At 66.6% G+C, this 23984-nt stretch carries 22 protein-coding genes; 9 read left to right on the top strand and 13 right to left on the bottom strand.

What is annotated here, in order from left to right; genetic code table 11:
- Positions 1 to 11: 11 nt before the first annotated feature.
- The 5 genes from BLS81_RS04595 to BLS81_RS04575 all read right to left on the bottom strand — a co-directional run bounded on the left by BLS81_RS04595 (position 12) and on the right by BLS81_RS04575 (position 5497).
- Positions 12 to 1781, bottom strand: coding sequence for a PHA/PHB synthase family protein (locus tag BLS81_RS04595; RefSeq protein ID WP_256326062.1), 1770 nt, complete (start codon positions 1779 to 1781; stop codon positions 12 to 14).
- 88 nt (positions 1782 to 1869) lie between these two features.
- Complete coding sequence (locus tag BLS81_RS04590; protein ID WP_256326061.1) at positions 1870 to 2850, bottom strand: universal stress protein; 981 nt, start codon at positions 2848 to 2850, stop codon at positions 1870 to 1872.
- Positions 2796 to 3452 carry a BON domain-containing protein gene (locus BLS81_RS04585; RefSeq protein ID WP_093221190.1) on the bottom strand — a complete coding sequence of 219 codons (657 nt, stop codon included), beginning with the start codon at positions 3450 to 3452 and terminating at the stop codon, positions 2796 to 2798. The genes BLS81_RS04590 and BLS81_RS04585 overlap by 55 nt, the downstream gene beginning before the upstream one ends.
- Positions 3453 to 3685: 233 nt before the next feature.
- Positions 3686 to 4420, bottom strand: coding sequence for an acetoacetyl-CoA reductase (gene phbB, locus BLS81_RS04580; protein ID WP_093221187.1), 735 nt, complete (start codon positions 4418 to 4420; stop codon positions 3686 to 3688).
- A gap of 39 nt (positions 4421 to 4459) precedes the next feature.
- On the bottom strand, positions 4460 to 5497 hold the full coding sequence (locus tag BLS81_RS04575; protein WP_093221185.1) for a zinc-dependent alcohol dehydrogenase family protein: 1038 nt from the start codon (positions 5495 to 5497) through the stop codon (positions 4460 to 4462).
- A 246-nt stretch (positions 5498 to 5743) separates the two neighbouring features.
- Here BLS81_RS04575 and BLS81_RS04570 point away from each other — a divergent pair, with 246 nt between their 5' ends.
- The 4 genes from BLS81_RS04570 to BLS81_RS20680 all read left to right on the top strand — a co-directional run bounded on the left by BLS81_RS04570 (position 5744) and on the right by BLS81_RS20680 (position 8255).
- Positions 5744 to 5974, top strand: a complete 231-nt coding sequence (locus tag BLS81_RS04570) for a hypothetical protein (protein ID WP_093221182.1) — start codon at positions 5744 to 5746, stop codon at positions 5972 to 5974.
- 36 nt (positions 5975 to 6010) lie between these two features.
- Complete coding sequence (locus BLS81_RS04565; protein WP_093221846.1) at positions 6011 to 6490, top strand: Hsp20/alpha crystallin family protein; 480 nt, start codon at positions 6011 to 6013, stop codon at positions 6488 to 6490.
- Between the two features lie 2 nt (positions 6491 to 6492).
- A complete protein-coding gene (locus tag BLS81_RS04560) occupies positions 6493 to 8037 on the top strand; it encodes a bifunctional aminoglycoside phosphotransferase/ATP-binding protein (protein WP_093221178.1) in 1545 nt (514 codons plus the stop codon).
- 77 nt (positions 8038 to 8114) lie between these two features.
- Positions 8115 to 8255: a hypothetical protein gene (locus BLS81_RS20680; RefSeq protein WP_176787027.1), complete on the top strand. Its 141-nt coding sequence runs from the start codon at positions 8115 to 8117 to the stop codon at positions 8253 to 8255.
- A 49-nt stretch (positions 8256 to 8304) separates the two neighbouring features.
- Here BLS81_RS20680 and BLS81_RS04555 read toward each other — a convergent pair whose 3' ends face one another.
- Together BLS81_RS04555 and BLS81_RS04550 are read right to left on the bottom strand one after the other, a co-directional pair.
- A complete protein-coding gene (locus BLS81_RS04555; RefSeq protein ID WP_176787026.1) occupies positions 8305 to 9672 on the bottom strand; it encodes an ATP-binding protein in 1368 nt (455 codons plus the stop codon).
- Positions 9659 to 10336 carry a response regulator transcription factor gene (locus tag BLS81_RS04550; RefSeq protein ID WP_093221173.1) on the bottom strand — a complete coding sequence of 226 codons (678 nt, stop codon included), beginning with the start codon at positions 10334 to 10336 and terminating at the stop codon, positions 9659 to 9661. The genes BLS81_RS04555 and BLS81_RS04550 overlap by 14 nt, the downstream gene beginning before the upstream one ends.
- A gap of 128 nt (positions 10337 to 10464) precedes the next feature.
- Here BLS81_RS04550 and BLS81_RS04545 point away from each other — a divergent pair, with 128 nt between their 5' ends.
- Together BLS81_RS04545 and BLS81_RS04540 are read left to right on the top strand one after the other, a co-directional pair.
- Positions 10465 to 11718 (top strand): TolC family protein, encoded by a 1254-nt coding sequence (locus BLS81_RS04545; RefSeq protein WP_093221171.1) that lies wholly within the window; start codon positions 10465 to 10467, stop codon positions 11716 to 11718.
- A 9-nt stretch (positions 11719 to 11727) separates the two neighbouring features.
- Positions 11728 to 14865, top strand: coding sequence for an efflux RND transporter permease subunit (locus tag BLS81_RS04540; RefSeq protein WP_093221168.1), 3138 nt, complete (start codon positions 11728 to 11730; stop codon positions 14863 to 14865).
- Between the two features lie 220 nt (positions 14866 to 15085).
- Here BLS81_RS04540 and BLS81_RS04535 read toward each other — a convergent pair whose 3' ends face one another.
- The 4 genes from BLS81_RS04535 to BLS81_RS04520 form a co-directional block, all read right to left on the bottom strand.
- Entirely contained in the window at positions 15086 to 15904 is an 819-nt protein-coding gene (locus BLS81_RS04535) for an alpha/beta fold hydrolase (RefSeq protein WP_093221165.1), read from the bottom strand.
- Positions 15905 to 16306: 402 nt separating this feature from the next.
- Positions 16307 to 17215 (bottom strand): MBL fold metallo-hydrolase, encoded by a 909-nt coding sequence (locus tag BLS81_RS04530; protein WP_093221163.1) that lies wholly within the window; start codon positions 17213 to 17215, stop codon positions 16307 to 16309.
- Between the two features lie 190 nt (positions 17216 to 17405).
- On the bottom strand, positions 17406 to 18134 hold the full coding sequence (locus tag BLS81_RS04525) for an alpha/beta hydrolase (protein ID WP_093221161.1): 729 nt from the start codon (positions 18132 to 18134) through the stop codon (positions 17406 to 17408).
- A gap of 135 nt (positions 18135 to 18269) precedes the next feature.
- Entirely contained in the window at positions 18270 to 19064 is a 795-nt protein-coding gene (locus BLS81_RS04520) for a type 1 glutamine amidotransferase domain-containing protein (RefSeq protein ID WP_093221843.1), read from the bottom strand.
- Positions 19065 to 19299: 235 nt separating this feature from the next.
- Between BLS81_RS04520 and BLS81_RS04515 the strand changes: the two genes are divergently transcribed.
- Both BLS81_RS04515 and BLS81_RS04510 read left to right on the top strand, forming a co-directional pair.
- Complete coding sequence (locus BLS81_RS04515) at positions 19300 to 19596, top strand: putative quinol monooxygenase (protein WP_093221159.1); 297 nt, start codon at positions 19300 to 19302, stop codon at positions 19594 to 19596.
- An 18-nt stretch (positions 19597 to 19614) separates the two neighbouring features.
- Positions 19615 to 20625: an aldo/keto reductase gene (locus BLS81_RS04510; RefSeq protein WP_093221156.1), complete on the top strand. Its 1011-nt coding sequence runs from the start codon at positions 19615 to 19617 to the stop codon at positions 20623 to 20625.
- Between the two features lie 38 nt (positions 20626 to 20663).
- On the opposite strand, the gene BLS81_RS04505 is transcribed toward BLS81_RS04510, so the two are convergent.
- Both BLS81_RS04505 and BLS81_RS04500 read right to left on the bottom strand, forming a co-directional pair.
- Positions 20664 to 21650, bottom strand: a complete 987-nt coding sequence (locus BLS81_RS04505) for a proline iminopeptidase-family hydrolase (RefSeq protein ID WP_256326060.1) — start codon at positions 21648 to 21650, stop codon at positions 20664 to 20666.
- A 220-nt stretch (positions 21651 to 21870) separates the two neighbouring features.
- Positions 21871 to 22848, bottom strand: a complete 978-nt coding sequence (locus BLS81_RS04500; RefSeq protein WP_093221153.1) for an alpha/beta fold hydrolase — start codon at positions 22846 to 22848, stop codon at positions 21871 to 21873.
- A gap of 238 nt (positions 22849 to 23086) precedes the next feature.
- Between BLS81_RS04500 and BLS81_RS04495 the strand changes: the two genes are divergently transcribed.
- Complete coding sequence (locus BLS81_RS04495) at positions 23087 to 23962, top strand: alpha/beta fold hydrolase (RefSeq protein ID WP_093221151.1); 876 nt, start codon at positions 23087 to 23089, stop codon at positions 23960 to 23962.
- Positions 23963 to 23984: the final 22 nt, after the last annotated feature.

Here is a 23984-nt window from a genome sequence, read left to right as displayed (position 1 = left end):
CGCGCCCAGCTTCAGCGCGAGAGGACGTATTGGCCGGGCGCGGGTTCGATCGGCCCGTATCCGGCCTCCGGTTTCCCGATGGACGGGGGCGGGCCGGGCTGCCCGGAGCGTTCGCCGAGCCAGGCCGCCCAGGCGAGCCACCAACTCCCTTCCTGCCCGCGCGCGACCGCCTGCCAGCCATCGGGATCGAGATGGCCGCGCGTCGCCGGGTGCGTCATGACGCGGAAATGCCGCCCCGGATGCCCGGGCTCGGAAACGATGCCGGCATTGTGGCCGCCGCTGGCGAGCAGGAAGGTCACCTCGGTATCGGTCAGCAGGTGGATCTTGAAGACCGAGCGCCACGGCGCGACGTGATCCCATTCGGTGCCCACCGCGAAGATCGGCACGCGAATGTCGTTGAGCGCGATCGTCCTGTCATCGACCTGGTAACGGCCTTCGGCGAGATCGTCGTCGAGGAAGAGCCGCCGCAGATATTCGCTGTGCATCGCCTGCGGAAGCCGGGTGCCGTCGGCGTTCCACGCCATCAGATCGTTCATCGGCTCGGCTTCGCCCATCAGATAGCCGTGGATGACGCGCGACCACAGCAGGTCGTTCGACCGCAGCATCTGGAAGGCGCCACCCATCTGGCGGCTGTCGAGATAGCCTTGCGCCCACATCATGTTTTCGAGGAAATGCACCTGCGCCGCGTCGATGAACAGGCCGAGCTCGCCCGGTTCGCTGAACTCGGTCTGCGCGGCGAACAGCGTCATCGAGGCGAGCCGCGCGTCGCCATCGCGCGCCATCGTCGCGGCGGTGATCGCGAGCAGGGTGCCGCCCAGGCAATATCCGGCGGCATGGATGGCGGCGTGGCCGGTGATCGCGGTGACCGCGTCGAGCGCCTTCATCACGCCCAGCCGGCGATAATCGTCGAAGTGGATGTCGCGGTCTTCGCGTCCGGGATTGCGCCAACTGATCATGAACACGGTGAAGCCTTGCCCCACCAGCCAGCGCACCAGCGAATTGGCCGGGCTGAGATCGAGAATATAATATTTCATGATCCAGGCGGGGACGATCAGGACCGGCTCGGGGCGGACGGTCGCGGTGGTGGGGTGGTACTGGATCAGTTCGATCAGATGATTGCGATAGACGACCTCGCCGGGCGTGACCGCGACCTCGATTCCCGGACGATAGGCATCGGCGCCGGCGGGCCGGTCGCCCGAACACGCGCGACGGAAATCGTCCAGGAAATTGGCGGCGCCATCGGCCAGACATTGGCCGCCCGTCGCCGCGATGCGCCGCTGCACGACGGGATTGGTCGCGATGAAATTGGACGGCGCCATCACGTCGAGCCACTGGCGCAAGGTGAAGCGCACCATCTCCTCGTGGCGGGGCGTCACCCCGCCGACGGCGCGGCCGCTCTTGTCGCACCATTGCTGGCCGAGCAGAAACGCCTGCTCGATCAGGTTGAACGGCCATGCCTGCCAGTCCGCATCGGTGAAGCGCCGGTCCTGCGGCAGCGGATCGATCGCCGCCGCGACCGGCGCGGAGGCGACCGCGACGGTGCAGGCGTAATCGAGGAAGCGCAGAATCTGGCGATCGGCGTCGGCGGCGAGCTGGAGCTGCCGCCCCGGCGAGATCGCGAGATGGACCGCCCAGTCGAGGAACGCCGCGCCGATCGACGCGGGCGAGAGCCCGCCGGTCAGCCGCGCCAGCGCGGCGCCGGTCACCCTGTCGATCACATCTGCGACGGCATCGAGCGGCTCCGCGCCCGCGCCGTGATCGTTCACACGCTCGGCTTCCACCGCCTGCCCCTCCTCGGTTCGCGGAAACGATCCCCGTCGCGGGGCGCCGGCCCCGCGCATCGCCGCCTGGCGGCGCGCGCCGCGCGCCTCAATGGCCGAGGATCAGGGGAAACGTGCTTTGGGACAGCATGCGTTTGGTCACGCCCCCGAAGGTTTCCCGCAGCCGGCCGTGGCCATAGGCGCCCATCAGCACGTAATCGGCGCGCCAGCGCGTCGCCTCGTCCCTGATGAGTTCATCCGGCGCGGTATGCGTTTCATCGACGATGCGGACGGTGGCGTGGACATCGTGGCGTGACAGATATTCGGCGGCTTCGGTCGGCTCGACGCCGTCTCCGCCCCGCCGGGCCATGAAGATCTCGACATCTTTCGCGAGCTTGAGCAGCGGCAGGCACGCCCGCACCGTCGCGGCGACGGAGCCGCGGCCATCCCAGGCGATGAGCGCGCGGTCGAGCGTCATGCGCTTCAGCGTCTCGGGAACCGCGAGGATCGGCGCCCGCGCGTGCATCACGAGATTGCTCACGATGTCGTGCATGTCTGGGCTGCCGACCTCGAGCTTGCGGTTGAGCACGACGAGATCGGCGAGCGCCGCCTTGTCCTGCAGGCATCGTTCGATCGAGCCGGTGGAATCGCACCAGTCCCACGCCACATCCTCGTGCACCAGCCGGGCTTCGAGCGCGGCCTTGTTCTTGGTCTCGCGCTCGCATTCGTCGGCGAACAGGATCGCCTCCGCTTCCGCCCCGCCGTAATAATCGCCGACGAGGATCGGCAGCACGGACACGTCGACGCAGGACAGATGCCCTTCGAGCGCACGGGTGATGTCCAGTGCCGCCTGCAGGCGGGCCTCCTGTCCGCTGTCGTCATGCACCAGCAAGAGAATGTTCTTCATGGCCACCTCCAATGTTCCGGCGACGACGATAGGAAAGGAGTCGATGGTGCCGATATGGGGGATGATACGGATACGAAAGCGGCCGCCCGGCGCCCGGACGGCCGCGTGACGCGATCCGCGCGGGATGGTCAGAACGCGACGACGATGTCGTCCTCGACGGCGGTGACGCCAGGCGCCGCCCATGCCGCCTGTTCGGCCAGGCCGCGCTCGCTCCACGCCCGCACCTTGCCGGTCAGCTTGACCTTGCTGCCCTCGGTCGCGACCATCACCGTGTTGGCGTCGAGATTGGCCTGGCGCTTGAACGCGGCCATGATGCGGTCCTTGATGTCGGCGGGCACCGGCAATTGCTTGACGGTGATGAGATTGACGACGCCGAGCACCCCGGTCACACGGCCAGCCGCCCTGCGCGCCTCCTCGCTCTGATAATGTTTGTCGACCGTGCCGGACAGCGTCACCCAGCCATGTTCGACCTTCACGGTCAGGCGGTCGTCCGGGATCGACACGTTCCACGCGAACAGATCGAGGATGCGCTTGGCGATCTCATGGTCGGCGGTCTTGGGTTCGGCCGCGAGCCGGACCTTGATCTCCTCGGCGATCGCCTTGACGCCGGCCACCCTGCGGGTCGCCTTTTCGGCGGCGAATTTTTCCGGATAGGTCTTCACATAGCCGGACAGGGTGACGACGCCGTCGTTGACGGCCACGCCGATGTCGGCGTGATCGACACGCGGTTCCCATTCGAGTTCGGCGATGACATCATGCTGCAACTGGCTGTCGGTCTTTAGCATTGCTCTTCTCCTTCTTCGAGGTGAGACGCCCGATCGGGGCGCCGGGCTCGCAGGCGGATAGGCTGAGGACCGCCGGCAAGATCGTGGAAGCCTTCGTGCCACGCCGGCGCCGCAACTGTCGGAGGAGGTTTGGGAAGGGGTCGGTCGGCATCCAGCGCTCCCGTGGCTATCACGGTCTTTCTGAAGCGCGGATTTGCGCCGCCCAATGCGCAAATTCCCTTAAGGGTCGGGCATCAGCCCATGCGCTGGCCGCCGTTCACGTCCAACGTCGCGCCGGTGATGAAGCCGGACTCCTCGGCGACGAGGAACGCGATGCAGCGCGCGATCTCCTCCGGCCTGGCGAGTCGGCCCACGGGAATCCGCGCGACGATCCCGCCCAGGACATCGGTCGGCACCGCCTTGACCATATCGGTGTCGGTGTAGCCGGGCGCGACCGCGTTCACCGTCACCCCGTCCCGCGCGCCTTCGAGCGCGAGCGCGCGCGTGAACCCGAGAATGCCCGCCTTGGAGGCGGCATAGTTGGTATGGCCGAACTGTCCCGTCTCGCCGTTGATCGAGGAGACGTTGACGATCCGCCCCCATTTGCGCGCGCGCATGCCGGCGAACACGGCATGCGCCATGTTGAAGCAGCCCGAAAGGTTGGTGTCGATCACCGCGCGCCACGCGTCCGGCGTCATCTTGGCGAGGCTGGAGTCGCGGGTGATGCCGGCGTTGTTGACGAGGATCTCGATTGGCCCGAGCGCGGCCTCGATCGTATCGATGCCGGCCCGGCAGGCATCGTGATCGCTGACCGACCAGCGCCACGCCGGGATGCCGGTCCGGCTGGTGAAATCCTTGGCCCGATCCTCGTTGCCGCAGAAGCTGGCGGCGACCGTATATCCGGCCGCCGCCAGCGACTGGCAGGTCGCGGCGCCGATTCCCGTGGTGCCGCCGGTCACCAGCGCGACGCGCCGTGTCTGTGTCGCCATTTTCGTCTCCTCTCTCATGTGGAAGCGGGCGCCGCGCCGTCAGGTCGCGATCAGCACCTTCAGCGCCTGGGTCTCGGCCGCGCGGCCGAACGTGTCATAGGCGTCGAGGATATCGGCGAGCTGGAAGTGGTGGGTGATGAGGCGTTCGGGCGCCAGCGTTCCGGCGGATACCGTTTCCATCAGCATCGGCGTCGTGGCGGTATCGACGAGCCGCGTGGTGATGGCGATATTGCGCGACCACAGGGTTTCGAGGTGCAGATCGGCCTTGCAGCCATGCACGCCGATGTTGGCGATGACGCCGCCGGGCGCGACGAGTTCCTGGCAGAGCTCGAACGTCGCCGGTACGCCGACCGCCTCGATGACGGTATCCGCGCCGAGACCGCCGGTGACCGCGCGCACCGCCGCCGCCGCGTCCTCATGGCCGCTGTCGACGACATGCGTCGCGCCGAAGCGCTTCGCGGTCGCGAGGCGGTGCGCGTCGAGGTCGATCACCACGATCTTGGCCGGCGTGTAGAAGCGCGCGGTCAGCAGCGCGGCGAGCCCGATCGGCCCCGCGCCGACGATCGCGACGCTGCTCCCCGGCTGGACCCGCCCGTTGAGGACGCCGCATTCGAAGCCGGTCGGCAGGATGTCGCTCAACATCACCAGCGCCTCCTCGTCGGCGCCGGCCGGTATGGGATAGAGGCTCGTGTCGGCATGCGGCACGCGCACATACTCCGCCTGCGTCCCGTCGATCGTGTTGCCGAGAATCCAGCCGCCCGACGTGCAGTGCGAATACATGCCCTTGCGGCAGAAGGCGCACCGCCCGCATGACGTGATGCACGAGATGAGGACGTGATCGCCGGGCTTGAACGTCGTGACGCCGGCGCCGACCGCCTCGACGATGCCGACACCCTCATGGCCAAGGATGCGGCCGGGCGCGCAGGTCGGCACGTCGCCTTTCAGGATGTGCAGATCGGTGCCGCAGATGGTCGTGCGCGTCACCCGCACGATCGCGTCGCCGCCGTCGCGGAGCACCGGCATGGGACGTTCGTCCAGGCTTTTGCTGCCGGGGCCGTGATAGACCAATGCTTTCATCGCCGTCTCTCCAGGTTCGCGCGCCGCGCCGACCGGCGGGCGATCTTGCGCATCGGCTCATGCCGATCGCACCACGCGCAGCCCATCCGTAGATTCACGGACGGCACGGCGGCGCGGGCGGGGGGCGATGCGCGGCGAAGCTGGCGCGCGCGGCGGTGCCCGTGCCGGACACCTAAGTAGCATCCCCGATTCATCGCCTGCGGGCGCGATCCTATCCCTCTGCCGGCGGGACTAAGGAGACGAGCGATGACCGAATCGGCCACCACGCAATTCGACGCGCCGGTTCCCGAGCTGCTCTGGACTGCTTGCGAGCGCGTCTGGGAAGTGCCGATGATCGTCACCACGGGATGGTGGAACGCGGCCGTCAATGCGGCCTGGCCGCCCCGGTGCCATCATACGATCTCGCATGATTGCCACGAACAACTGGCCGTGCCCGAGCCGATCGAGGACGATCCCGAACCCGCGCTCTTCGCCTGATCCCGCGTGCCGCAACCCGAAATGGAGACGCTTCCCATGAACGAGATGAGCAAGACACCCGCCACGCGGACGTCGATCGCGGACATCAGCCCGTTCGGCTGGCTGCGCGGTGAGATCGACCGCATGTTCGCCGATGTCGATCAGCCGGGGCGAGGCTTTTTCGATATCGCGAAGCGCGTGGTCGCGCCGATGCCGCCGCTGGAACTGAACGACACCGGTGACGCCTATCGGCTGACGGCGGAACTTCCCGGCCTCACCGACAAGGACGTTTCGGTGGAAGTGACCGAGGGTGTCCTCGTCATCGCCGGCGAAAAGACCGCGTCGGAGGAGCGCAAGGACGAGGGGCGGCTGATCAGCGAACGCCGCTACGGCGCGTTCCGCCGGGAGATAGCGCTGCCCGCCGACGCCGATCCCAACGAGATCAAGGCCAAGTTCAACCACGGCGTGCTGAGCCTGGAGATCGCCAAGGACCGCAACGCCCCGCAGCGGTCGCGAAAGATCGCGATCGAGGCATAGGCGTGGCGGCGGCGTCGGTCGCGCGCCTTCCCCGGCGCGATGCCGACGTCGCGGCCTGGCTGGCACGCGGCGGCCCGTTCGGGACCGATGCGCCGGTGGAGATCATCGAAACCCATGCCGCCACGATCTATCTGTCGGGCGACCGCGCGTGGAAGATCAAGCGCCCGGTGGCGTTCGGCTATCTCGATTTCACGACGCCGGAGCGCCGCCGCGCCGCGCTCGACGCGGAACTTCACCTCAACCGCCGCACCGCGCCGGACCTGTACCTGAACCTGCACCCCGTTACGCTCGAGCAGGACGGCACGCTGGCGCTGGACGGGCGTGGCGCGCCGATCGACTGGCTGCTCGAGATGCGCCGCTTCCCCGACGCGGCGTTGCTGGCGAACATGGTGGACCGGATCACGCTCGACGATGCGTTGCTGATGCGCCTCGCGGACGCGGTGGCGGGCTTTCACGCGCGCGCGCAGATCGCCGAAGGCGGTGATGGCGCGGACCGCATCCGCAAGGTGGTGGAGGGCAATGCCCACAGCATGGCGGCCTTCGCGGATACGCTCGACCCGGCCATCGTGAAGGCGCTCACCGAACGGCTGATGGCGGGGGTCGCGCGGCACCGGCCGCTGCTCGACGCGCGGGCGCGTGCCGGACGGGTCCGGCATTGCCACGGCGATCTCCATCTCGCCAACATCGTCGTGCTCGATGACGTGCCGACACCGTTCGATTGCCTGGAATTCGATGCCGAACTCGCCACCACCGACGTACTGTACGACCTTGCGTTCCTGCTGATGGATTTCTGGGCGCGCGGGCTGCGCCGCGAGGCCGGCATCGTCGCCAATCGCTATTTCGATCTGTCGCCTGCCGACGAAGCGGGAATCGCGCTGCTGCCGCTGTATATGAGCATCCGCGCCGGCATCCGTGCGCATGTGCTCGCCGCGCAGGCGGCGCGAACCGGCCGGGCCGAGGACTTCGCGCAGGCGCGGCGTTACCTTTCGCTCGCGGGTGAAATCCTTGCCGATGCCCGTCCGCGACTCGTCGCGATCGGCGGCCTGTCCGGGTCGGGCAAGTCGACGCTCGCGCGCTTCGTCGCGGGCGAGATCGGCGGCCCGCCCGGCGCGCGCGTGTTGCGGAGCGACGTCTTGCGCAAGCGGCTCTGCGGCGTCGGGCCGGAGCAGCGGCTCGACCCGTCGCACTACACCGCGCCGGCCAACCGGCGGGTCTATGAGGAAACGCGGCGACTCGCGGCCGAGGCGCTGCGCGCGGGTCGCGCGGTGATCGCCGATGCCGTCTTCTCGGACCGACTCGACCGGGCGGCGATCGCGGCGGTGGCGCGGCTGTGCGGCGTTCCCTTTCACGGCTTCTGGCTGGAGTTGGGCGAGGCGGAACGTGTGCGGCGTATCGCGGCGCGTGGGCCAGATGCGTCGGACGCGAACGCGGAGGTCGCGCGAAAACAGAGCGCGCTTGCGGCCCCGGATGACTGGATCGTGCTGGCGGCGGGGCGGGATCTGCCGGAACTGAAACGCGCGCTGGAGGGGTGCCTCACCCAAACCTAAGTATCAATCCCAATGCGTCGGCGGTGACGATATTGTTACAAAGTCTTAAAGATAAATGCAGATTCGGGACTATGGAAATGCGAGCGCACATCTACAAATCCCGCTCCGTGCTCGATGCGGAAGCGAAGCGTCGTATTCAAGTCGGCGGAAGTGTGCTTGCTTCGATCATCCTGTTCGAAGTCATCGTTTCGGTCTGGATGAATAGCGGATTCGTCTGACGGCGGTTTCGCCAACCATGAGAGGATCGCCGGGAGGACGCGGGCGGCGTCACCGCAGCGGCGCCGGCATCTCGCGCGCGCAGCGGATCGTCACGGCGCTCCCGCAGGCCGCGAAGTACAGCGCGAATCCATGCAGATCGACAATGGCTTTGACGAGCGCGAGCCCAAGCCCCGCGCCGACGCCGTCGCGGCGGCCGCGATAAAAACGCTGGGTGACGAGCGAGCGTTCGGCGGCCGGCACGCCATCCCCTTCATCGGCAATGGTGATGGTCGGGACGGCGGCGTCGCTGGCCAGCCGCACCGTCACCGTCCCGTTCGGTGGCCCGAACTTCATCGCATTGTCGATCAGGTTGGCGACCGCTTCGAACAGGAGGCTGGCATCGCCCTCGATCGTGGGAACGCGCGCGCATTCGCACAGCAGCGTGATGCCGCGATCCTCCGCCGCCGGGCGGTGAAGGTCGCACGCGTCTTCCACCAGCCGGACGAGGTCTATCGACGCGAAGCGGCTTCTGCGTTCGTCATCCTCCAACTCGCGCAAGCGCAGCAGCGCGGCGACGATGCCGAGCAGGCTGTCGATCTCGGCGAGCCCGCGGTCGATCACCGCTTCGAAGCCGGCCCGGTCCTCGGCTTCGCGCAAGCCCCGCTCCAATCCTGCGCGGAGGCGGGTGAGGGGGGTGCGGAGCTGGTGCGCGATATCGTCGCCGATGCCGCGCACCTCGGCAACCAGCATCTGTAATTGGTCGAGCATGCTGTTGATGTGCGCGCACAGCAGCCCGAAACTGTCCGGCCGCGCCGGCACAGGCAGGCGCTGGGCAAGATCCCCCGAGACGATCCGTTCGGTGAGCAAACGCACCGCATCGACCTGCCGCGCGGCGCGCCGGCCGGCGACGAGGCCGACGCCGAGTGCCAAGCAGAGGCCGGGCAGCAGGCCGAGCAGCAACGATTGCCAGGTCAGCCGCAGCGCTTCCTCGGTATCGTCGAGGTCCATGCCGGTCAGCAGGCGCGTGCCGTCCGACAAGGGGCAGAGCGTCAGGCGGGCGACGTCGCTCGTCTTGCCGGGCAGTTCGGTCGGCGCGACGGGAGCGACGAACGACGCACTGGTGCCGGGTGGAAGGTCCGGGATCGTCGCGACGTTACCCGCGATCCGCCGCCCGTTCGCATCGAACAGGGCAAGGAAGCGCTCGCGGTGAATGTCGCGCGCCAGCCGTTCGCGCAGTTCTTCGGCGCGTTCGGCGGGCGGGGTGAGCGCGAAGAAGCCGCAATCGTCGAGCAGCGTGTGTTCGATCGCGCGCCGGTGATTGCCGTTGGCGGTCACCCAGAAGATGCCGGCCAGCACCAGCGACTGCAGGATCAGGATCGCTGCCAGCGCGCCGCCCCAGCGCCAGGTCGCGCGGGTGCGGGGATCAGGCCGGAACATCGAAGATATAGCCTTGCCCGCGCACGTTGCGGATCAGTTGCGGTTCGCCTTCGCCGTCCACCTTGCGGCGCAGGCGGCCGATGTGGACATCGACCACATTGCTGTTCGGCTCGAAATTGTAGCCCCATACGTCCTGGAGCAGCATCGAGCGGGTGACGATGCGGCCGGGGCGGCGCACCAGATAGTCGAGCAGCTTCAACTCGCGCGGCAGCAGGTCCAGCGGCCGGCCCGCGCGGCGCGCCTTGCCTTCGAGCAGGTCGAGATCGAGCGGGCCGACGATCAATCGCGTGTCGCGCCGCTCGTCGGGGCGGCGGAGCAGCGCCTCGACGCGGGCGATCAGCTCGACCAGCGCGAAGGGCTTGGGGAGGTAATCATCGCCGCCGGCGCGCAGACCGCGCACGCGATCGTCGAGGCTGCCCAGCGCGCTCAGCACCAGCGCGGGGGTGCGAAATCCCTCCGATCGCAGCGCCGCGATCAGGTCCAGCCCCTCGCCATCGGGCAATTGGCGGTCGACGATCAACACGTCGATGCCGCCCGCGCGCACCGCCTCGGCCGCTGCGGCGAGCGTGGAGCGATGTGCGACCCCGTGCCCGGCGGCGACGAGTTCCAGCCGGATTTCATCCGCCGTGCCGGGATCGTCTTCGAGGAGCAGGATCTGCGTCACGCCTGCGCATGTGTGGCGGGCACGCGCGCGCGGTCAACTGAATTGCGTTTCAGACTCTGAACGCGGTTTTAGTCGACGGCCGTAAAGCGGCAGGGTTAGGGGGCGGCAGGATCGATCGGAGGCGGAAGATGCGGTTGCTCGCACTGGCGGGATGGATATGCCTCGCGACGCCCGCGCTGGCGCAGAGCGGCCCCGCCGTGTCGCTCGACGCGCTGGCGCAGGACGTGATCGCGAACAATCCCGAGCGGCAATTCTACCAGCGGCAGATCGATACGGCCGGTGTCGAGCGCGCGGCGGCCGGGCGCTGGGCCGATCCCGAAGCGACCGTCGAATTCGGCCAGCGCCGCGCGAACGACGTCAATACCGGCGCGCTCAACGGCGAGGGCATGACCTATGCCGTGTCGGTCACTCAGCCGATCGAGTTCGGCGGGCGGATCGCGCTGCGCCGCGCGATCGCCGACCGGCAGGTGTCGCTGGCGCGGATTGGCCTCCAGCAGTTCGACGCGACTTTGGCGGCGCGGGCGCGCTCGCTCGGCTACCGGCTGTTCGCGGCGGACGAGAAGGCGGCGGCGGCACGCGCGGTCGCCAATCGGATGCGGACGCTGGCGCGCGTGATCGTCGCGCGCGACCCCGCCGGCCCTTCGCCCCAGCTCGAGGCGACGGCGCTGCAGGCGAACGCGATCAGCGCGGAGCGTAGCGCGGCGGCGGCGGATGCCGAGGCCAATTCGATCCTCTACGAACTCAATCAACTGCGCGGTGCGCCGTTCGCCGCGCGCATTCGCATCGTCCGGCCCGACATGGGCCTGCCCGATCTGCCAGCGGACGCGACGCTCGCCGCGCAGGCGAACGCCAACAATTTCGAGCTGCAGGCGCTGCGGGCGCAGTTCGAGCAGCAGGGGCTGCGGGTGGACCTCGCGAAAAAGGCCCGCATCCCGGTGGTGAGCGTCGGGCCCTATTATGATCGCGCGCGCTCCGACATTCGCGAGACCAACGTCGGCGTGCGCCTCTCCACCTCGATTCCCCTGTGGAACCGGCAGGCGGGCGACGTCGCGGCCGAGCAGGGGCGGCAGGCCCAGGCGAATGCCACGCTGGTCGCCGCCGAACGCCGGATCGCGCGCGACGTGTTCGATCAAGCCGCGCAATATCAAGCCAAGCGCGAGGCGCTGGCGAAATGGGACGGCGCATCGGCGCAGCGCTTTGCCGCCGCCGCAATCGAGGCTGACCGTAACTACCGGCTCGGCGCGATTCCGCTCACTACCTACACGCAGATGCAGCAGGCCTATCTCGACGCGACCGGGGCGATCCTCGACACGCGGCGCGACGCGATCGAGGCGCTGCTCCAGTTGCGCGCGCTCAATGGCGGCAATGCGCTGGCGCGCTGAGGCCACGGCATGACGCGCTGGCTCCACTGGGTCACCCTCCACCGGCTGGCGGTCGCCGCCGTCAGCGCGGTCGTCGCGGCGATCGGGCTGTGGTCCTATTTCAGCCTGCAGATCGACGCGATCCCGGACATCACCGGCGTGCAGGTGCAGATCAACACCCAGGTGCCCGCGCTCGCCCCCGAGGAGATCGAGCGGCTGGTGACGCTGCCGATCGAACGCGCGATGGGCGGCCAGCCAGGGCTCGACCAGACACGTTCGGTGACCAAGACCGGGCTGAGCCAGGTGACCTTGCTCTACAAGGGCGGCACCGATCAACTGAAGGCGCGCCAACTTGTCACCGAGCGCTTGAACGCGGTACGCGACCAGCTACCGGCCGGCAGTACGCCCCAACTGGCGCCGATCACCACGGGCTTGGGCGAAATCTATTACTACACGCTCGAATGGCGGCGGCCGCGACCCGGCATGTCGGCGGAGCGGCAGTTGATGGAGTTGTACGAGGCGCAGGAATATACCGTGCGGCCGATGCTGCGTGCCGTACCCGGCGTGGCCGATGTGAACTCGAACGGCGGGCTGGAGGAGCAATATGTCGTCCAGCCGGACCCGGCGAAGCTCACCGCCCACGGGGTGACCGCGGCCGAACTGGCGCAGGCGGTGGCGGGCAATGTCGAGAATGCCGGCGGCGGCATCATCGCGCGCGGCAGCGAACGCTTCGCGGTGCGTACCGACGCGCGGGTGATGACCGCGCAGGAGATCGGCGCGATTCCCGTCAAGTTCGCCGGCGGCGTGCTGCCCTTGCAGGTGCGCGATCTCGCCACTGTCGTCACCAGTCATGGTCCGCGCCAGGGCGCGGCGACGCAGAACGGGCGCGAGACGGTGCTCGGCACCGCGATGATGCTGGTCGGCCAGAACAGCCGGCAGGTCGCGCTGCGCATCGAAGGCGCGCTGCCCGATATCCAGGCGGCGCTGCCCAAGGGCATGGTGATCGACCGGCAATATAGCCGCGCCGATCTGGTCGATCGTACGATCCACACCGTCGAGCGCAACCTCGGCGAGGGCGCGCTGCTGGTCGCGCTGGTGCTGCTGGTGGTGATGGGCAATTGGCGCGCGGCGCTGATCGTCGCGCTGGTGATCCCGCTCGCCTTTCTCGTCACCGTCACCGGCATGCATGCGATCGGCGTGTCGGGCAATCTGATGAGTCTGGGGGCGCTCGACTTCGGGCTGATCGTTGACGGCGCGCTCGTCGTGGTCGAGAATGCGCTGCGGCTGCTCGCCGTGCGGCGGCGGGAGAAGGGCGCGGACCTGACGCTGGAGGAGCGCCGTGCGATCGTCGGCGAAGCGGCACGCAGCGTCGCGCGGCCGACGTTCTTCGGCATCGCGATCATCGCGCTCGTCTATGTGCCGGTGCTGAGCCTCGGCGGCGTGGAGGGGAAGCTGTTCCAGCCGATGGCGCAGGCGGTGATGCTGGCGATCGTCGCCGGGCTCGCCTGGACCTTCACGATCGTGCCGATGCTCGGCGCCTGGCTGCTTCGTGCGCCGGCGGACCACGCCGAGACGGGTGGTGAGAAGGGCGTGATGGGCCTCGCCGATCGCGTCTATACGCCGGTGCTCTCGGCCGCGCTCGCGCATCCGCTGCTGCTGGTGATCGGTGCGGTGGCGTTGCTGGGTGGCACCGTCCTCACCTTCCGCACGCTCGGGTCGCAATTCACCCCGCAACTCGACGAGGGCGCGATCACGGCGATGGTCTATCGCCCGGTCGGCATGTCGCTCGAGCGCAGCCTCGCGATCGAGCAGGCCACCGAGCGGGCGATCCTGAAGGCGTTTCCGCAGGTGACGCACAGCTTCTCGCGCATCGGCACCAGCGAAGTCGCCACCGATCCGATGCCGCCCGAGCAGAACGACCTCTACCTCTTCTACGCGCCCGAAAAGACGTGGCCGCACGCGCCGGGCAAGCCGCGCACCAAGCAGGACCTGATCGCCGGTATCGAGAAGGTGGCGCAACAGGTTTATGCCGAGCAGACCCTCGCCTTCGCCCAGCCGATCGAAATGCGCTTCAACGAGATGCTGGAAGGCGTGCGCGCCGACGTCGCGGTGAAGATCTACGGCGACGATTACGACGTGCTGGAACGCGCGGCCGCCCAGGCGAAGGCGATCCTGGAGAAACAGCCCGGCACCGCCAGCGTCGAGTTCGAGACGACCGGGCGCCCGAAGACGATCGTCGTCGAGCTCGACCATGCCGCGCTGCTGCGGCTCGGCATCGGCACGCAGGAGGTGAACAGGGCGATCAGCGACGCGGTGGCGGGCGCCGAAGTCGGCTTCATCCCGCACAATGCCGCGCGCCACGCGATCGTGATCCGCATGGCCGAAGGGCTGCGCGCCAACCCCAATGCCATCCTCGCGCTGCCCCTGCGCGTCGGCGCCTATGGCATGGTGCCGCTGTCGCGCGTCGCCCGGCTGCGCGAGGCGAGGATGGTGGAACCGATCCTGCACGACAATGGCAATCGTCGCGCCGCGCTGATGGTCAACCTCTCGACCAGCGATCTCGCCGGCTATGTCGCCGCGGCGCGCGCCGAACTGGATCGACGGATCAAGCTTCCGCCCGGCTATCGCATCGAATTCGGTGGCCAGTATCACCAGCTCGAGGCGGCACAGCAGCGGCTGTCGATCGTCGTACCCGCCGCGCTGCTGCTGATCTTCGCTCTGGTCTATGCGGCGCTCGGCAGCGTCCGCGAGGCGGCGATCGTCTACACCGGCATCCCCTTCGCGATCACCGGCGGCGTGCTGGCGCTATGGCTGCGCGGCATGCCCTTTTCGATCACCGCCGCGATCGGCTTCATCGCGCTATCGGGCATCGCGATGCTCAACGGGCTGGTGTTGATCGACCATATCAACGGACTGCGCGAGGGGCGAGAGGGCGAGCCGCTATCGGCCAACGCCGCCGTCCGCCAGGGCGCCCGCGACCGCCTGCGGCCGGTGCTCTCCACCGCCTTGGTCGCCTCGATCGGGTTCGTGCCGATGGCGATCGCGACCGGCGCGGGGGCGGAGGTACAGCGCCCGCTCGCGACCGTGGTGATCGGCGGTATCGCCACCTCGACGCTTCTCACGCTGGTTTTGTTGCCCAGCCTGTACCGCTGGTTACACCGGGACTAACGTGGGTAGGTGCTTCGTGGCCAAAGCACCCACCACAGCGCATTACGCCATCTCGCCCTTGACGCTGGAGAGAGGGTTCGCGTCATTCTATGGCGGGAGCTGGGCCAGTCGAGGCCACCACGCATCTCTCGACTTTGCCTTGCCGTGAAATATCCGGAGAGGGTTCGGGCTTCTTCGTCGTTCATTCGCCACGACGCCAAAGTCGAACCCTCTTATGTCGTTACGACCTGATGAACGCCAGCAGGTCGGGGTTGAGGACATCCGCATGGGTGGTCAGCATGCCATGGGGATAGCCGGGATATGCCTTCAGCGACCCCTTTTGGAGCCGATCGACCGCGCGCGGCACAGAACTGGCGAACGGGACGACTTGGTCCGCCTCCCCATGCATCACCAGCACCGGCACGGTGATCTTCTCGAGGTCCGCAGTATAGTCTTCGAGCCAGGAGTCGACCGATGCGAGGTGCGCAAGGGCGCCGCCGGCCATGCCCTGGCGCCACCAGTTCGCGATGATCGCCTCCGAAGGTTCGGCTCCGTCGAGGCTGTAGCCGTAGAACGGATTCTCGGGGACGAAACGGTAGAACTCCGCCCGGTTGCCTAGCACGCCCCCGCGAATGGTCTCGAACCACTCGGGCGGCTGGCCCGACGGGTTGTCCTCGCCCCGGTACATGTTCGGTGTCAGAGAGGCGACGAGCACCGCCTTGGCAACGCGATCCTGGTGGTGCGCGACATAGCGAGCCACCTCACCTCCGCCAGTCGAGTGCCCGATATGGATCGCATCGCGCAAGTCGAGATGCTCGGTCAGCGCCGCGAGATCGGCGACCCAGGTGTCCATGTCATTGCCGGCGCCGGGCTGGTCGGACCGGCCATGGCCGCGCCGATCATGCGCGATCACCCGATAGCCCTGTTTGAGGAAGAACATCATCTGGGCGTCCCAGTCGTCCGCCGAAAGCGGCCAACCGTGGCTGAAGACGATCGGCTGACCCGATCCCCAGTCCTTGTAGAAGATGTTCGCGCCGTCGTGAGTAGCGATCGTCGGCATCGAATTGCTCCATTGTGCTGCTGTACATCCAGTCACCGTTATCTAGACCCATCCCTCGGCAGGGGGCGTCAATTGCGGTAACGTAGCGTTAAAGGATGGGTCGGTTCCTTCGGTGGCTGAGCAACCTTCTCCAGATTTGATCAGGGTTGACCGCGAAGGTGCCCGGAGAGCTGGCCGGCCAGAGCTGCCCGTGTTCGCTATCGGATGTCTCGCGGGTCATGCGGCTTGGCTTCCAAGCCAGATGCGCATTTTGCGGGAAGACGCCCCTGGTGTTGAGATCAAGCGTCTCGCTTTACCGCGACCGGCCCGCTGTCCCCGCGCGGTTTTGCCAAGCAGCAGCAATGCGCCGGAAAGCAGCCTCCTGGCCGTTTGCGTTTGCCTCGCGACGTGCAGAACCGTTTTTCAGATCGCCAGCGTTTCACCATCGGCGGGGATACGTAGGTGTTGTTCGTATCCGTCGCGCTTCGAGAAGGTGCGCAGATCGGCCCGACTGAGGATGCAGTGGTTCACGGCTTCCATGTGGCTGGCGATCAGCATCGCGTTCGGCGCGGCCCGATGCACCGCCAGGACGTCGGTCGGCCCCATGATAATGGGATCGAGGCCAATCACGGTCGCCATGCCGGCGTTCAGGACGATGACGTCCGGGGCGTGGGTGGCGATGGCGCGCTCGACCTGGCTGTTCCAGATCGTATCCCCCGCGACGTACAGCGTCTTGTGCGCTGGATGGCGCATGACGAAGCCGCTGACCGGGCCGAGGATCTGCGGTAATGCCTTGAGGGCCGCGTCAGTGCCATGCTGCCCGCCGGTGCGGCTCAAGTGCACACCACGAAATTCGGTGCTCTCGGTCAGAACGCGGACGTCTGCGAAGCCTGCCGAGCGGAGTTGGGAGGCATCGCCGGCATTCTGCGCGAAGATCGGCAGCGCCTTGTTCAGCTTGGCCTTCGCCGCCTCGTCCCAATGATCGGGATGCAGGTGCGTCACGATGACGGCGTCCACGTCGATGATCGAAGCAATCGGCATGGGTAGCGGCACCAGCGGGTTGCGCCGCTGGCTGTTCGCCGTCCCTTCGAAGCCGGGATAGGCGTCTTTGTCCGCCAGCACCGGGTCGACAAGGAAGCGGACGCCGCCATACTTGATGCGCAATGTGGCGTTGCGCACCTGGGTCAGGCTATTCGTGTTTGCCGGGTCCAAACTAGCGGCACCGACTGAGCCGCTCGCGGCGGACAGCGCCGAGGCGAGGAGTGCGGCGCCCCCCAAGGTGATCGCTTGGCGGCGGTTAACCGCCTTCGGCGTGTCTGATCCATCGGCCATGGGACATCTCCCTCAACATATATTTGGATCGACCGCCGGGCGCGCCAGGGATCGGAACGCGCACAGCCAGCGCCGGCACCGCGATCGCAGTCAACCGTGCCGCAACTCTATCAGTGCGGCAGATCGAGCGGCCTTGGATCTCGACAATGTCCAAGGACGGCGCCGTGGTGCGCCGTCCTTGGAGCGGGGGCTAGTCGGCGCCGGCGGCCGCCGCCTCGATGAACGCGGCTACGTCCTTCGGGTGGGACAGCATGACCGCGTGGCTGCTGTTGATCTCGGTCAGCTTGGCCTTGGCGCGGGTCGCCATGAAGCGCTGGGTGGTCGGCGAGACCATGTGATCCTGTGACGTCAGCATCCAGCGAACCGGTTTGTCGCGCCATGCCGCCGTGGCGAGCTTGGTCTGCACCGCAGCCAGGCCCCAAGGAACCTGCGCCACCGCCATGAAGCCGGTGATCGAGACGTCGACATCCTTCGCGAAGGCGCTCGGGAACTTGACGGGATCGACGATGATGAACCCGTCGTCCGGCGGCAGCAGCGGCGGACCGGCTTCGCCCGGCACCGGCCGGGTCGCCAGTTCGTACACCGATTCCCCGACATCGGGCGCGAGCGCGGCGATATAGGCGAGGCTCTTCACCTTGGGATCGGCGCCAGCTTCGGTGATGACGGCGCCGCCATAACTGTGGCCGACCAGCACAACCGGCTTGCTTGCCTTCGCGATCACCTGGCGGGTGGCCGCAACGTCACCGTCGAGCGTGACGGTCGGGTTCTGGACGACCAGCACCTCATACCCGTCCTTAGTCAGAATGTCGTAGACCGACTTCCAGCCCGACGCGTCGACGAAGGCGCCATGCACCAGCACGATCGAGACGGGCTTGTTCGGCGCGTGTGTTTGGGCGGTGGCGGAAGCGGTGGTGGCCATGGCGAGGAGTACTCCTGCAATATGATGTTTCATCGTCGTCACTCCAGGTTGAACAGGGCGCGCGCGTGCGCTGGGGCCGCGTAAGGTTGACACCGAGGTCCATGGCGCGCGGCTTCGGACAGCATTCGGCGCAGGTCAGGCGTGGCCGAGTTTGCGATCCAGGGCTGCGATCAGGGCCTTGGCGATCGGGTGGTCCGAGCGGGGGTTCTGGCCCGTGATCAGTTCGCGATCCTCGATGACATAAGGCTCGAAGTCCGGCCCGGTATCAACGACGGCGCCCGCCAGGCCGAGCGCATAGGGCATGTCGAAATAGATCTTGGCGTGGAGGATCGTGTCCTCGATCACCTTCTCCTCGGACTTTTGGAACACGGTCATTCGGTAGCCGGCATATTGCCAGCCCTCGGACCATTCCTTCGCCTTTGCCTCGTCGCCGGCGATCAGCGCAGCGCGGAACTCGCGTGCGTATGGCATGGCGGCACTCGAGGAAATCGGGCCGTGACAGAGCATCGCCGTCGGCTTCTGATACGCATGGAAATGGCGCAGCATCTCACCGAGTTCCTGATCCTGCATCAAGTCGACGATGGGCGCCTGGCCGCCAGGGATAAAGATCCCATCATACGTTTCGATGCCCTCGTCGAGGATCGAGCGCAAAGTGCGGCCCTTCATCGACGGGTCCTCGGCCCAGAAACGCTTCGCGTGCTCGTAGGCCTGCTCATCGCCCCCAAAGTGCGCGGGGGAGTCCGAGGCTTTATCGATCGTCGGTGGCGCGCCATTGGGCGTCGCAAGCACCACTTCATAGCCGGCATCGATGAGCGCCAGCATCGGAACCACTGTCTCATTCAAGTAATTACCGGTATCTCCCCAATATCCGCCTTTGGTTTCAATGCGATTGGCATTGGAACCAATAACGACGACCTTGCCTTTGCTCATCATGTCCTCCCTGGTCCGGATCGGCTCAGCAGCAGTGCAGGGATTATCTAGTCCCATCCCTCAGGCAGGGCGCGTCAATTGCGGTAACGTAGTGTTAAGGCATGGACAGGTTCCCTTCGGCGGCTGAGTAACCTTCTCCAAAATTAACCTGACTTAACTGCGGCCCCGAAAAGGGCCGCGCTACAAGAGCGCCGGCATGGGACGGTTCGTCCGGCGGCCGCGATGGAGGAGCGAGATGATCCGCAACGTGAAGACCGTCGGCGTGCTGACGGCTCGCCTGGGTAAGGAAGCGGACTTGCAGGCGCTGCTCGAAGGTCTGATCGAACCGAGCCGTGCGGAGCCGGGGAACCTGCGCTACGACCTGTGGGCCGATCCGGCCGAGCCGGGCGTCTTCGTACTCGACGAACTCTACGTCGATGCCGGGGCGCGCGATGCGCACCGCGCGACACCGCACTACCAGCGCTATCTGGCGACCATCGCACAGTTGGCCGAACGCAAGGCGTTCAGCCTCGAACCGCTCATCGTCGCCTGACCCAAGAGGAACTCGATCATGGCTCTCAAGGATATTCTACCCGGCAGGCTTGGCTTCGGCGCTGCGCCGCTCGGCAATATGTTCCGCGCGATTCCCGAGGAGGAGGCGCTGGCGACGGTGGAAGCGGCTTGGCAGGACGGCATCCGCTATTTCGACAATGCGCCCTTCTACGGAGCGGGCCTTGCCGAACTCCGCATGGGGGTAGCGCTCAAGGACAAGCCGCGCGACGACTATGTGATCAGCACCAAGGTTGGCCGCATCGTTCTCGATGAGATCGAGCCCGGCGCGCGCGACAATGGCGAAAAGGGGGATGTGTTCGCCCATGGCCGTGCGAATAAGGTGATCAACGACTATTCGGCCGACGCGACGCTGCGTTCGATCGAAGACAGTCTGAAACGGCTCCAGACCGATCGGATCGATATCATATGGGTCCATGATGTCGCCCAGGATTTTTATGGCGACGCCTGGCTCGAGCAATTCGAGAGCGCCCGTAAAGGCGCCTTCACGGTGCTGGATCGGTTGAAGGGTGAAGGCGTGATCAAGGCGTGGGGCCTCGGCGTCAATCGCGTCGAGCCGATCGAAATCCTTCTCGATCTTGACGCCCCCCAGCCCGACGGATCGCTCCTCGCCGGGCGCTACACGCTGCTCGATCACGGGCGCGCGCTACAACGCCTGATGCCCAAAATCATCGAGCGCGACCTCGGTATCGTCATTGGCGGACCATACAGTTCGGGGGTTCTCGTCGGTGGCCCTAATTTCGAATATGCGCCGGCCAGTGCGGAGATTCTTGCCAAGGTCGCGTCGATCAAGGCAATCGCCGATCGCTACGGGATCAGCATGAAGGCCGCAGGATTGCATTTCGCGCTCGCCCATCCGGCGGTAGCGGCGGTGATTCCCGGCGCAAGCAGGCCCGCCCGCATCGCGGAGGATCGTGCGGCGCTGTCGGAGACGATTCCCCCGCAATTCTGGGGCGCGCTGCGGGATGCGGGCTTGATCGATCCCGCCGCGCCTTTTGGTTCGGGCGACTGAGGCTGCGAACTCAAAGGATTGGAGAACGCCGTAGCGGATCAGGTTTCGGCCAGGAACGTGCGGAGCAACGCGTTATACTCGTCTGGCTTTTCCACCATGGTCATGTGCGAACAGCCGCGCATCACCGCGAGCCGGGTCTTGCCGGCCAGGCCGTCGCGGAGCGTAGTGTGGCACTCCATCGTCACTTCGTCATACGCGCCGGTGGTGAGCAGCGTCTTCTGGGTGATCTGCTTCAAGTCCTTACGGCGATCCCAGTTCTTGATCTTGCCGACGATGGTGAACTCGTTCGGCCCGTTGAGCACCTGATAGGCGATCGACTTGCCCAGTGCGTCGAAGCTCGCCGCGGCGTCCGGCGTCGGGGGAACCCGCATCAGGAACCGATCATAGAATTGTTGGACGAGCGCCGCATATTCGGGCGTGCCGGTTTTGCCGGCTTCCTCGAGCGCGTGGATCCGCGCGGCGAAGCCATTAGGCATGCCGGCGATCAGCCGTTGCATCCCGGCCACCACCTGCGGCACGCTCGCGAAGGCGCCGCCCAAGATCAATCGTTCGACGCCCGCGCCGCGGCCCTGGCACAGATATTCGATCGCCAGCAGCGTGCCCCAGCTATGGCCGTAGAGCACGACATCGCGCAGACCCAGCGCGGCGCGCACGGCATCGACTTCATCGACCGCGCGCTGGATGGTGTAGATATCCTCGTCCTGGGGTGCGTCCGCTTTGCCGCACCCCAACTGGTCGAAGAAGATCACCGGACGTTCGTCAGCCAGCGCTTGCATCGACAGCAGGTAATTGTGCGCGGCGCCCGGCCCGCCGTGCAACGTCAGCAGCGGGGTCTTGCCGCCGGTGCCGAACCGCCGCCAATAGACCTTGCCGCCAGGCACCGAAGCATAGCCGTCGGTGCTGGGGATGTCGGCGCGACGTGCCCATGCGTTCGCGCCCAACAGGCTCGTCCCCGCCATCGTACCAGCGGCCCGCAACGCCGATCGTCTCGTCCAACCCGCCGGCCCCTGCATCAGATACTCCATTTCGACAGTGCCGCTCGGGCAAGTAGTGACCGGCGGCTGCGCTATATCGCCGGATCATCTTTTGCGACCGATGCGACGCTGTTTTACCGGAATTTACCAAAGTGCGGGCGACAAACGCCAGAGCATTCGCGCCCGAATGCCCGGCCTCGATCAGCGCCATCGAATCGCCGCCTGACGTTGCCCGCGAGCCACCGGGGCATCGCGGGCACGGCAATGCCCGTCATGTCGTGATACTGCGATCGAGGAAATCGCGGATCAGCGGCGCCATCACGTCGAGGCGGTCCTCCAAGGCGAAATGCCCGGAATCAAGGATGTGAATCTCGGCTTTCGGCAGATCCCGGAGATAGGGATGCGCGCCCTCCTCCGGGAAGATCTTGTCGTTCTTTCCCCACACGATCAGCGTCGGCGGTCGGCGCGTGCGGAAGAAATTTTGGAATTGCGGGTATAGCGGCACGTTCGAGCCGTAATCGCCGAGCATGTCGAGCTGCACGTCGCGGTTGCCGGGGCGATCGAGCAACGCCTGATCGTGCACCCAGTTGTCGGGGCTGATGCGGGCGACGTCGCCCATCCCGTCGGTGTACTGGAACTTGGTGATGTCGAGCGTGACCAGGCCGTTCAGCGCGTCGCGGTTCTTCTGCGAGCGATCCCGCCAATAGACTTTGATCGGATCCCAGAACGGTGACTGCAGTCCCTCGTCATACGCGTTGCCGTTCTGCACGATGAGTCCGCTCACCCGCTCCGGGTGCTTGAGCGCGAGCCGGTAGCCAATCGGCGCACCATAATCCATGACATACATCGCGTAGCGCTTGGCGCCGAGCTGCGTGACCAGCTTGTCCATGACGTCCGCTTGGTTGGCGAACGTGTATGAGAATTGCAAGTGGTCCGGCGCGTCGCTCTGGCCGTAGCCGGGATAGTCTGGCGCGATGACGCGGTATTTGTCGGCGAGCAGCGGGATCAGGTTGCGGAACATGTGCGACGAGGTGGGGAAGCCGTGCAGCAGCAGGACAACCGGCCCGTCGGCAGGGCCGGCCTCGCGGTAGAAGATCTTCACCCCATCGATCGCGGCAGTGCGATAGTGGATCACCGGCACGCTGATGGGTGCGGGCGGCTGCGGCGCACTCTTGGCGTACGCGAGCGAAGCAGGAGTGGCGGCGATCATCACCGCAGCGAGCGCTGCGACCCTGAGCATTCGTTTCATATATACTCTCCTTGCGACGTGATTACGTAATGAGACTCCTCTAGAGGTACGCGAGTCTGGCGAAGGCTGGTGTCATTTGGTGTAAAACGCCGTAAAGCTGGATCGCGTGAGATATCTGCGCGACTAGCCGCATCTCGCCTGGAGACTTCAATTTACATCGATTTACTTGTCCCGCACTAATCGCCGGCGGAGAGAAGGGGTGCCCGGCACCGCCATGCCGTTCTGACATGAGGTGCCGATGCAGCGTCTGTCTGAGCCGTTCGAGACATCCGTCCACCGGATCGAGGCGGCGGGCGCATCGATCTTCTACCGCGCGGCGGGCGATCCCGGACTGCCGGTGATTTTGCTGCTGCACGGCTTTCCGAGCTCGTCGCATCAGTTTCGTTCGTTGATGCCGCGTCTGGCCGATCGGTACCACGTGATCGCTCCCGACCTCCCCGGCTTCGGCTTCACCGAAGTCTTCGGTGCCTTCGTGTACAGCTTTGGTCGCCTCGCCGAGACAGTCGGCGCCTTTTGCGACGCGCTCGGCCTAACGCGATACGCGCTGTATCTGTTCGATTACGGCGCGCCGGTCGGCTTCCGCCTCGCGCTGGAGCGTCCGGACGCGATCAGCGCGATCGTCTCGCAGAACGGCAACGCCTATGAAGAGGGCATGAGCGACGGCTGGGCGCCGACCCGCGCGTATTGGGCGGATCCATCATCCGCCAACCGAGAGGCGATGCGCAGCATGCTCACGCTCGAGACAACGCGCTGGCAATATACCCACGGCGCGCCGGACCCGGCCATGATCGCCCCCGAAGGCTATTGGCTTGATGCCGCGCTACTCGCCCGCCTGGGGCAAGATACGATTCAACTCGACCTCATCGCCGATTATGCGAGCAACGTCGCGCTGTACCCGCGCATTCATGCCTATCTGCGTGACCGGCAGCCTCCGCTGTTGGCGGTGTGGGGCGCGAACGACCCGTTCTTCCTTCCGGCGGGCGCGAAAGCCTTTCGGCGCGATGTGCGCGATGCCGAGGTGCACCTCCTCAATGCAGGCCACTTCGCGTTGGAGACGCATGCGGGCGAGATCGCCGACCTCACGCGCGACTTCCTCCAGCGCCATGTGCGCTAGGCGGAGGCGGGCCACGCGCGGG

Source organism: Sphingomonas sp. NFR15 (genome assembly GCF_900103265.1).
GTDB lineage: Bacteria > Pseudomonadota > Alphaproteobacteria > Sphingomonadales > Sphingomonadaceae > Sphingomonas > Sphingomonas pollutisoli.
The sequence above is the reverse complement of the archived record's forward strand: the minus strand, read 5'-3'. Positions and strand labels throughout refer to the sequence as shown.

Coding starts and splice junctions, on each gene's coding strand:
- BLS81_RS04535 (WP_093221165.1), bottom strand. CDS start 15,904: ATGCCGACGATCGCTACTCACGACGGCGCGAACATCTTCTACAAGGAC.
- BLS81_RS04515 (WP_093221159.1), top strand. CDS start 19,300: ATGATCCGCAACGTGAAGACCGTCGGCGTGCTGACGGCTCGCCTGGGT.
- BLS81_RS04500 (WP_093221153.1), bottom strand. CDS start 22,848: ATGAAACGAATGCTCAGGGTCGCAGCGCTCGCTGCGGTGATGATCGCC.
- phbB (WP_093221187.1), bottom strand. CDS start 4,420: ATGGCGACACAGACACGGCGCGTCGCGCTGGTGACCGGCGGCACCACG.
- BLS81_RS04495 (WP_093221151.1), top strand. CDS start 23,087: ATGCAGCGTCTGTCTGAGCCGTTCGAGACATCCGTCCACCGGATCGAG.
- BLS81_RS04505 (WP_256326060.1), bottom strand. CDS start 21,650: ATGGAGTATCTGATGCAGGGGCCGGCGGGTTGGACGAGACGATCGGCG.
- BLS81_RS04540 (WP_093221168.1), top strand. CDS start 11,728: ATGACGCGCTGGCTCCACTGGGTCACCCTCCACCGGCTGGCGGTCGCC.
- BLS81_RS20680 (WP_176787027.1), top strand. CDS start 8,115: ATGCGAGCGCACATCTACAAATCCCGCTCCGTGCTCGATGCGGAAGCG.
- BLS81_RS04545 (WP_093221171.1), top strand. CDS start 10,465: ATGCGGTTGCTCGCACTGGCGGGATGGATATGCCTCGCGACGCCCGCG.
- BLS81_RS04555 (WP_176787026.1), bottom strand. CDS start 9,672: ATGTTCCGGCCTGATCCCCGCACCCGCGCGACCTGGCGCTGGGGCGGC.
- BLS81_RS04510 (WP_093221156.1), top strand. CDS start 19,615: ATGGCTCTCAAGGATATTCTACCCGGCAGGCTTGGCTTCGGCGCTGCG.
- BLS81_RS04530 (WP_093221163.1), bottom strand. CDS start 17,215: ATGGCCGATGGATCAGACACGCCGAAGGCGGTTAACCGCCGCCAAGCG.
- BLS81_RS04585 (WP_093221190.1), bottom strand. CDS start 3,452: ATGCTAAAGACCGACAGCCAGTTGCAGCATGATGTCATCGCCGAACTC.
- BLS81_RS04565 (WP_093221846.1), top strand. CDS start 6,011: ATGAACGAGATGAGCAAGACACCCGCCACGCGGACGTCGATCGCGGAC.
- BLS81_RS04570 (WP_093221182.1), top strand. CDS start 5,744: ATGACCGAATCGGCCACCACGCAATTCGACGCGCCGGTTCCCGAGCTG.
- BLS81_RS04575 (WP_093221185.1), bottom strand. CDS start 5,497: ATGAAAGCATTGGTCTATCACGGCCCCGGCAGCAAAAGCCTGGACGAA.
- BLS81_RS04520 (WP_093221843.1), bottom strand. CDS start 19,064: ATGAGCAAAGGCAAGGTCGTCGTTATTGGTTCCAATGCCAATCGCATT.
- BLS81_RS04590 (WP_256326061.1), bottom strand. CDS start 2,850: ATGGGCGGCGCCTGGCGTCACCGCCGTCGAGGACGACATCGTCGTCGC.
- BLS81_RS04525 (WP_093221161.1), bottom strand. CDS start 18,134: ATGGCCACCACCGCTTCCGCCACCGCCCAAACACACGCGCCGAACAAG.